The sequence below is a fragment of the Aeromonas sp. L_1B5_3 genome, assembly GCF_963866575.1.
Taxonomy (GTDB): domain Bacteria; phylum Pseudomonadota; class Gammaproteobacteria; order Enterobacterales; family Aeromonadaceae; genus Aeromonas; species Aeromonas jandaei.
This window is the reverse complement of record NZ_CAWMDN010000157.1, coordinates 1-8,563: the sequence shown is the minus strand read 5'-3', so window position 1 is coordinate 8,563 and position 8,563 is coordinate 1. Positions and strand designations below refer to the sequence as shown.

Genomic DNA, 8,563 nt, shown 5'->3' with positions numbered 1-8,563 from the left:
GATCCTATACCGGCCAAGAGGGGGGGCTGTCGCTTTCCGAGGCAAGGAAAAAGGCGGCGCAATGTCGAGCTTGGTTGGAAGAGGGCTATGATCCCGCCTTGATGACTAGGATCGGGAAAGATGAAAGGCTTAAGCCTGTCACGGTTAAAGATGCACTCGAGTATTGGCTCTGTCATCACGCCGATAAGAAAAGGTCGAACAGTGAGAAGCATCGCCAGCAATTTGCTAAGTGGGTCTATCCCCGTATCGGAGATCTTCCTTTGTCAGATTGTGATACTCGTCACTGGTTGAGCGTCTTTGACGAATACTCGAAGGTAGCACCTGTGGCTAGTGGGTATTGTTTCCAAAACTGTAAGCATGCTCTGAAGTTTTGCCGTGTCAGACAGTTTGCAGTGAGTAATGCATTGGATGACTTGACCGTCGCTGATGTTGGGCAAAAAGCAAGTAAGCGAGATAGGGTTCTGACGCTAGAAGAACTGCGAACACTATGGGATTGGGCTGAGAAGCTAGGTCCATATTGCTACTACGGAAATTTGGCCAAGATTCTATTGTCGTTCGGTGCAAGAACTCAAGAAGCTCGGCTATCAGCACCCGAAGAATGGAATCTAGCCGAAGGTACATGGACAGTACCTGCGTCTAACTCAAAAACAGGTAATAAAATCGTGAGACCAATACCTGATTTTATTCGGCCGACGATAGACGCCTTGCTGAAAGCAGCCGCCGCACAGTCATCCCCATACTTGCTAGGGGAACTCAAGCGACCAGAAGCGGTAAGTCAGTGGGGAAGGGGGATTTGGAAGCGGCTCGGGCATAGCGCCCCTTGGACATGGCACGATCTGCGAAGGAGCTTGGCGACCCGCCTAAACGAGGCTGGGATTGCCCCTCATGTCGTGGAACAAATTTTAGGCCATGCTCTACCTGGTGTAATGGCTCACTATGTTCATACGGTTCGGTTACCGGAGCAAAAAATGGCTCTGGAGTTGTGGGGAGGGATTTTGAAACCATCAGAAAAACCGGCAGACAATAATATTGTGCATCTACAAGTGGGATAGGGGAGTACAGCAGCTCTTTTCTTAAATTCGATTTTTAGACTGTGCCTATGGAGGTTACATCGAGTGTACCCTCCATTTTTACCCAGCCTGTACAGCCATGCTGGCCATGTTAGCCGCAGTTACAGAGCTGGAGCCTGTAAAAAACAGAAAGGCCACACTCTATCGGCATGGCCTTATCTATTTAGACGAGGAACTCATCCAGCTGACGACCTTGTTCGAGTTGTTCAGCCAAGAACTTGGGTGTGCGGCCCTGACCGGTCCAGGTATGCTCCACCCCATTCTTGACGTAACGGTATTTCGGAGGACGAGGGGCTCGTTTAGCTTTTTTGTCGATTGCAGCAAGTAGTTCAGCTGGATCAATTCCAGCCTTGTCCATCAGCGTTTGGAACTTAGCCAGCTTTTGCTCGTGTGCTGTCGGCTTAGTTTTACCCTGTTGCGTCGAGTTGAGAACCCACCCTTTTTGTGCTCCTTTACCAAAGGTGCGAATTTTTTTGCCACTTGATAGTGTAGTATCTGCATACGCAAGTACATCTTGAATAAACAAGTCGCGAATATCATTAAGCATTTTTTGTTGATTCGTAGCCGTTTGAAGGTTAATGCGGCTTCGTGTACCTCGATACGAAAACACATCTCCATTTCTAACCTTTTCCCGCCACATCTCACCGATTGACTCCATGATATTAAAATGTTTGCTCCAGTTCTCTTTTAAAAATAAAATCACATGCAGGTAATATCCCCTGACAGAGCAGTAATCCATCTTCCATATATAACCATCAATATATTTCATTATGGGGTTCTTAGCACCATTTCTAAACACTGCATTTCTGCCGGCACGTAGCGTCATTAGCCTGTAGTCATTTACCTGAGAGGGGGTTTTCAATCTCAATTCCAACGCCTTTTCAAACTCAACATCATACTCATCATCAAACTTGAAATTGAACCCTAGGCAAAATCGTATGGCATGAGTACTGCCACTTTTCATGATGGTATTGGCATGTTCCATCACTGAAGCCACGTTTTCTTGCACATTGAACAGCCTTTTACTGGTTGCTTTTTTATAGGCTGGCTGATTGAATATCAAATTGAATCGATTAACGAAGGCGGTAATCAAATCCATCGAAAAGTAACGTTCAAAATCGCCTTTATTTGTTATGTCGATTTTGTTTGCATTAACGGTATTGATGAAAAGCGACACTGCAGGATGCACATTGAGGTGTTGCAAAAAATCATCATGTCCTAAAATGGCGCTCACATTCATTTTCAACAAACGCCTTATTCTCTCCTTTATGTTTCTTTTTTGTACCTTGGTGAATATGCGCCGTTGATTTACATTTTCTATCTGCACGTTACTTTGAATATCTGAATTCAAATCTTCCAAGCTGTTGTATGTCTCGAGTCGGCGACCGATCCGAGGGGGGGTGTGAAAGTTAAACTCTCTGATATATGAGATAAAATGCAGAATCTTATATATGCAAAGGAAGGTATCAAAGTCATCTGTCAGAATTTTTTTGTTACTGTACACCGAGTCAGACGATTTATTTTCCGCAATAAAAATATCTATCTCGGCATTTTTACCTGCACTTAATCCTTTCTCACCTAATCCCTCTCGTGAAAATGCACCATGTATGTTTGTCCTTGTTCGCTTAGCTGCGACGACCCACGCATCATTGCAATCATATATTGCATACGGTCTCGCTATATTGGTTGCGATTTTTTCTTCATTCTTTTTTTTGGAGGTTATTCTGCGCGATGGTTTTAAGTGCGCTTCGGGCGGTACCACTTTATCCTCATTAGATAAGTGGCTGGTGGAAGATAATTCACTTGATGCAATTTTGGCATCGTCGCTCTCGATTTCTCTAACTACAAATCTTCTTTGGCTTTTTACTATGTCTCCAATTTCGCGAGCCAACTTACTTTTTACTTTTTTAGCCATATCATCTTCACCGTAATTCTAAACAGACAATGTCAAATCACTTAAAGTGCAGAGTAGCGCATTATCTTAAGGTAAGTTGCGTTTGTTTTTCATTATTGCAATTCAAGTCACAAATCAGGCCTAGAGGTATCTTTTGATATAATGTGGTTGCAGTTGGCTGGCCGTGTAGACCCTTTGTTTCCCAACGTCCATATCGCAAAACGGCCCTCATAAACCCACTAAAAAACCACGGATGTGGTACGTAAAAAATTTCTTACATGCCCCTAGCTGACCTTAAATGGTGGATTCAGACCTCCATACAATGCAAATGAGGGGCTGGTTGCTAACGTAATGCCTTCATTGTGCTCTCACCCGCTCGAGTTAATCATGTGTTTTTTAACGGGCCCGCTCTTCTGATGAAACAACCCACTACATCATCAGGAGTACACACCATGAACAACACCATCAAAGTCCTGCGCATCAAAGACCTCATCAACAAGATTGGCATGGCCAGGTCTACTATCTATGACTGGCTTAATCCCAAGTCTCCTCGTTATGACGAAACATTCCCCAAACCCTTCAAGATAGGTCAGGCCTCTATTGGTTGGTTTGAGCACGATGTTGATAGCTGGCTTATTCGTAAAAGCCAGTCTTGAATGCATTTTTTCCATCCCTAGTGAGCTCCATAACTTCCAGCGTTATAAATCATACCTTGATAGGCTCATGGGTTAGGGAAATAGCCATGCCTTCTTATATATGTTTTTGGCGTTTTCGTAGGTAAGGCATGCGTATCACGTTTAGGTATATTTATTATTTGATATCACTACCATTCATTAAACATTACTTCTATTCAATACTATTCCTACGCTATGTACAGCCACCCATATACAACCAATAACCATTACCACTATCGCGTACCATTACACCACTCCCATGTGGTGGTCATGCTACCACCAGCATAGTTAGCCAATACCACTCCACTAATCGCCCCTATATGCGCGTGTGTCTATCACACAGCGTAGGGTTACTCCTGCCTAAGCGAGGCCATCATGTTTAATTCAATTAAGCTATTAGATATCCTTACACTTACCGATAAGCTCCAGCATATGACATTCCCGATTGTCAGGGCTGTTTATTCAGCCCCAGGTAAGTCATACATCACTTGCGTTGACCGTAGGCTATCAACCAAACTCTTTAATGTATTGGATACTGTGTGTGATTATTTTTATTGTCATGAGGAGGTATCGTCAGCGCATCCAACGGTATCGCTATTCCTAACGCATATGCGAGAGGTTTATGGATTGCATCTCATCCATGAGCGATATCTCGATAGTGATGTCGGTGACGAATTAGCCAGGGGTATCAATAACGCGCTGTATGCGTTTCTAAGAGAGTTCAAGAGTAAGGCGCACCGTAAGTGCCTCAAGAACCTTGAACGCGTTGAGAGCCGCAATCAGCGCAGTATAGCGACGTATGTTAATAGCCTATTCGACCAGCATGCCAAGCTATTAGTCATCCGATTGGATATCGGCTATCACGAAGACTACTACGACCAGCTCACGTTAGACCTCGTGACGGAAGATCGGAATTGTTACCTTCGTCGAGTACAGAACAAATATCCCGCTCTGTTAGGCTATATCTGGAAAATGGAGTTCGGTGTTGATAGACGTTTCCATACCCACATTACGTTCATTTTTAATGGGGCAGTTCACCAACGAGATATCTCGCTGGGTATAGCGCTGGGAGAGGTATGGGAAGATATGTCCGACAATAACGGGAGCTATTTCAATTGTCAGGTCAGGCGGGAGGAATATCGGGAATGGGGAACTGATGGTATTGGGATGGTCCACTACAGCGATACAACCAAGCGCATAAACCTGATTAATGCGCTGAGTTATCTGACCAAGCTGGATACGCAAATATTGGCGGTATTGCCAGCTGGTCGTCGGACCTTCGGGCGTATGGAGAGACCATCACGCCAACCTCGCCTTGGCAGACCTAGGTTATTGTTCTGTCGGTCTGATTGAAAAGGAACTCAGATAGATATTATCAAGGGAGAGTAAACAGATATCGCTGTGAAGCTGCTTGGGAGCGCCATTACGGCCTCCCAAGTTATTGACCCTGGCATCGGGTGTCAGTCAGTCACAGATGCGCACTGCGAGCTGTTAAGGCGCCAATCGTGCCACCAGCTTATCTACCACCTCCAGCACCAGCGCTCTGTCCTCTGTATCGAGCTTAGCCAACTGTTGGCTGAGCACAATGCCTTGTTCGGTGGGGCGGTTGCTGGTCTCACGCAGGAAGTCTGCAAGCTCACACTCAAACAGCTGGGCGAGCTCTGCCAACCGCACCACGGTAGGCACCACTTTTCCCCGCTCCATCCGAGAGACCGCTTCCATCCCGATATCCAGGTGCTCTGCGACTTGATCCTGGGTCAGTCCCGCTTGTTGGCGTTGCCGTCCAATCGCTTTACCGACGCTTTTGGCTAGATCGTCAAAGTTGATGTCTGTCATAAGTCCTCCAGTCAACCTGTATGGTTGGCCATGGACTCGTTGACATTAAGGACCCTTTGGGGTGAGGATCACCTCATTAGATCTAATTTAGTGAAGTAGTCACCCCAACATCGAAAGGAGTTCGACACGATCTCACCTCTGGCCACTTTGTTGACTGAGTCTGGTTATCGATCCAGCACTCCCACTGACATTACTCGAATGTCTCGCCTACCCGATAGATTCGCCTTATCGGCCCGGCTTTCTTTTGCCATTTACACATTACAGGAGACTCCTCATGCCATTAGTCCTGATCTGGGTTGGACTTGCTTTATTACTGGGATTTGTTGCGGCTGGTAACGGACGCTCATTCTGGGGCTGGTTCATTCTCGGACTTATAATTGACCCGATTTTAGCCGGATTACTTTACTGGTTGATTTGCAGAGATAGTTGATTATCGGATGCACATGTTAATGGTCAAAATTGAATCATGAAGGTTGGTAATATGGGACTTTGGAAAACGCTTACAACTATAAATGGCAATAGCTTGGGTGGCCTTATCATCAAGCTCATTTATAACGTACCTAAGATGAGCGACAGGACGATTATTGATATTGTTACGGGAAGGAAGTGGGCCCCTGAATTCATCAAAATGTTAGCCGCCAAAGAAGGGGCGCTGCGCTCTCTCAAAATGTGACGAGCCTCGCTTTCACCAAGGAAATTGTATAGCCCCCTCTGACTGCCGGGTGATGCTGCGCAATGACATCGGTGGTCAGCTTGGGGGGACCCATTTCCCACTCAAGCTCAATTACACCGAAAGCTGGCGGCTGGTCATGACCGAGCCGTGCCGATTGAGGGAGGTGACCATCTTCACCAATCTGGGCAATGCCTCTTACACCATTGAATAAGTCGTCTGGAGAGTGACATGACAGAAAAAATCAAACTGGCACTGTGGTGCACATGGTTGTCGTTGTTTGCCTTACCGACCTGGGCTGCGCCCCAGTTCACTGTGCCAACGGTCACTAAACGGGTTCCGGCCAACGTTGAGGGCACCCTCAATTTCGCCAGCATGCAGTTTTGGATAGAGACCTCGAAAGGGGAGCGCATCATGCTGATGCCGCTGGATGAAGATGAGCCAAGGCTCATCCCCAGTGTCAGCCAGCCGGTTTCACTGAACGGCATGATGCTGACCTACTCGGATGGTAGCCGTTACTTCGAACCCTCCTTTGCACCCTCGTCAGCCGCATCAAGTACCGCTTCATTTACCATCGTGAAAAATGACGATTACAACATCGAGATCCGGTATGGGGGTGAGGTACTGCTGCGCACCGATGAATATGACGCCATCACGCTCACGCACCGATTGCCGCTGGCCAATGGGCAGGCGGTCTTGTTTGAGCTGCACAGTGGCGGTGTGGCATGCCCGGTACTCTATCAGTTCGCGGTCGCTCAGACGGGGGCGCTGACCATGCTTTCACAGCCCTTTGGTACCTGCAGCGACGAAGGCAAGCTGACCCCCGCCCCCAACGGTTTCACCCTCGACCTGCCCGGCAATCCTCGTCAGCGCTGGGTATGGGATGCCAACAGCTTAACGCTGCGCAAGCAGCCCTGACCACCAGCCACCACACATTCACCACCATCAGGGCACCTTCGGGTGCCCTCTGTTTTATGCCGCATTTTATTTAAGGAACGGTTCATGCCATTACCACAACCGGGGGACCACCTCGTTTCACCCCGCACCGGTTACCAGCACCACGGTATCTATCTGGGAGACCATCAGGTTATCCACTACCAGGGGGTCAGTGCCGGAATACATTCCGGTCAGATAGCTATCACCACGCTTGCCGAGTTTAGCCAAGGGCGGGGTTATCGCATCCAGCACCATAGCGCACGAGCGTTCAACCGGGAGGAGAGTATCGACCGCGCTTACTCCCGTCTTGGAGAGGCGCACTACAGCACGCTCTTTAACAACTGCGAGCACTTCGTGCTCTGGTGCATCGAGGGCTTTCACTACAGCAAGCAGATTAACCAGCTCATTGCTACGGGGTGTATCGCACATCAGGCGCTTCACTCTGTGGCTCGGCAGCCTACCCTTGCGGCCCTGCCTTGCATGGCCACCAGCACGGCACTGAATCCATCAGCAACTACCGCTGTGACCGCTGCAGTCGGTGCGTTGCTGGGGAGTTCGGCCACCTCGCTGGCGGCGCCCTTGGCTGCCACCTACAGCCTCTACCGCGCCTGGCGCTGGTTCAGGGATTAACGCGTCTCACATTCGATACGAAAGGACACACCAAGATGACCATGCCATTTCACTTGGCAGGGATGGCCCTGCCGATTTCGCCCGAGCTGCCTGACTTACTGCGCAGCGTCGTGCGGGAACAACAGTTCGACCTCACCGACCTCTCGACCCTGACCTTCAACTTTCGCAGCCCCGGCTACAGTGCCGAGACGGGTGGCGTCCATCCGGTAGAGCTGCGGCTTATTCGGGGATTGCACGGCTGGGTCTTCGATTACATCACCGACTTCAGTTATCAGGGACTGGGCCAGGATGCCGAGCTCTGCAAGGAGCTCGACTTCAACCTCTCTTGCGACGAGCACTATCTGCAGGGCTGGGGACCACTGCCCGGCGTGGAAGCGCGGGAACTGTTCGCCCTGTGGCAGAGCAATTTCATTAGCTACGCCCAGTTGGGATATTTCACCGTCACGGTCAGCGGGGAGTAGGAGGTGTGTGATGACTAACGAACTGCCGCTCTCCCACACCTCGCGCCAGTGGCTGGGACTGGTCGCCGCCAAGGCCAAGATACAACCGCGCCACCGTGGCCAGCGCTGGTTACTACACATCACTCCTGATAGCCCCCATGCCCGCACCGTTACGCTGCACCTGCGCTGGTCTGGGGTGCAGTGGCAACTGCTCTCCCTCACCAATGCCGAGGATTGGCGCACGATGAGCCAGCCGATAGATGAAATTTGCGTGGACCCCACTCGTCACTGTTTTTGGCGCAGCCAGGCAGGACCGGTTTCTCTCACCGAGCAACCCCGTGTGTTGGCAAGTTGCATATTCCCACGCATGGCGATCGCTCAATAACATTCATGCCGATCACGTAATAACATCC

11 protein-coding genes are annotated in these 8,563 nt (G+C 49.0%); 9 read left to right on the top strand and 2 right to left on the bottom strand.

Features of this window, described 5'->3' with window-relative positions:
- Positions 1-1,052, top strand: a 1,052-nt coding sequence (locus AACR93_RS20455; RefSeq protein WP_231556991.1) for a tyrosine-type recombinase/integrase, incomplete at its 5' end; no start/stop codon positions are given.
- Positions 1,053-1,233: 181 nt separating this feature from the next.
- On the opposite strand, the gene AACR93_RS20450 is transcribed toward AACR93_RS20455, so the two are convergent.
- Positions 1,234-2,985 carry an H-NS histone family protein gene (locus AACR93_RS20450; protein WP_231556990.1) on the bottom strand — a complete coding sequence of 584 codons (1,752 nt, stop codon included), beginning with the start codon at positions 2,983-2,985 and terminating at the stop codon, positions 1,234-1,236.
- Positions 2,986-3,416: 431 nt separating this feature from the next.
- Between AACR93_RS20450 and AACR93_RS20445 the strand changes: the two genes are divergently transcribed.
- A complete protein-coding gene (locus tag AACR93_RS20445; protein ID WP_042649675.1) occupies positions 3,417-3,620 on the top strand; it encodes a helix-turn-helix transcriptional regulator in 204 nt (67 codons plus the stop codon).
- 393 nt (positions 3,621-4,013) lie between these two features.
- The gene (locus AACR93_RS20440; protein ID WP_231556989.1) at positions 4,014-4,991 is read left to right on the top strand and encodes a YagK/YfjJ domain-containing protein; all 978 of its coding nucleotides are present in this window, start codon (positions 4,014-4,016) and stop codon (positions 4,989-4,991) included.
- A gap of 138 nt (positions 4,992-5,129) precedes the next feature.
- On the opposite strand, the gene AACR93_RS20435 is transcribed toward AACR93_RS20440, so the two are convergent.
- Complete coding sequence (locus tag AACR93_RS20435; RefSeq protein ID WP_043851830.1) at positions 5,130-5,474, bottom strand: helix-turn-helix domain-containing protein; 345 nt, start codon at positions 5,472-5,474, stop codon at positions 5,130-5,132.
- Positions 5,475-5,748: 274 nt separating this feature from the next.
- On the opposite strand from AACR93_RS20435, the gene AACR93_RS20430 reads away from it, so the two are divergent.
- The 6 genes from AACR93_RS20430 to AACR93_RS20405 all read left to right on the top strand — a co-directional run bounded on the left by AACR93_RS20430 (position 5,749) and on the right by AACR93_RS20405 (position 8,535).
- Positions 5,749-5,904 carry a hypothetical protein gene (locus AACR93_RS20430; RefSeq protein WP_113721835.1) on the top strand — a complete coding sequence of 52 codons (156 nt, stop codon included), beginning with the start codon at positions 5,749-5,751 and terminating at the stop codon, positions 5,902-5,904.
- Between the two features lie 51 nt (positions 5,905-5,955).
- The gene (locus AACR93_RS20425; RefSeq protein WP_043851829.1) at positions 5,956-6,147 is read left to right on the top strand and encodes a hypothetical protein; all 192 of its coding nucleotides are present in this window, start codon (positions 5,956-5,958) and stop codon (positions 6,145-6,147) included.
- 228 nt (positions 6,148-6,375) lie between these two features.
- Positions 6,376-7,062 (top strand): hypothetical protein, encoded by a 687-nt coding sequence (locus AACR93_RS20420; protein ID WP_043851828.1) that lies wholly within the window; start codon positions 6,376-6,378, stop codon positions 7,060-7,062.
- Positions 7,063-7,146: 84 nt separating this feature from the next.
- Positions 7,147-7,710 (top strand): lecithin retinol acyltransferase family protein, encoded by a 564-nt coding sequence (locus AACR93_RS20415; RefSeq protein ID WP_043851827.1) that lies wholly within the window; start codon positions 7,147-7,149, stop codon positions 7,708-7,710.
- 35 nt (positions 7,711-7,745) lie between these two features.
- Positions 7,746-8,171 carry a DUF2787 family protein gene (locus AACR93_RS20410; RefSeq protein WP_043851826.1) on the top strand — a complete coding sequence of 142 codons (426 nt, stop codon included), beginning with the start codon at positions 7,746-7,748 and terminating at the stop codon, positions 8,169-8,171.
- Positions 8,172-8,181: 10 nt separating this feature from the next.
- The gene (locus tag AACR93_RS20405; protein ID WP_043851825.1) at positions 8,182-8,535 is read left to right on the top strand and encodes a hypothetical protein; all 354 of its coding nucleotides are present in this window, start codon (positions 8,182-8,184) and stop codon (positions 8,533-8,535) included.
- Positions 8,536-8,563 lie beyond the last annotated feature (28 nt).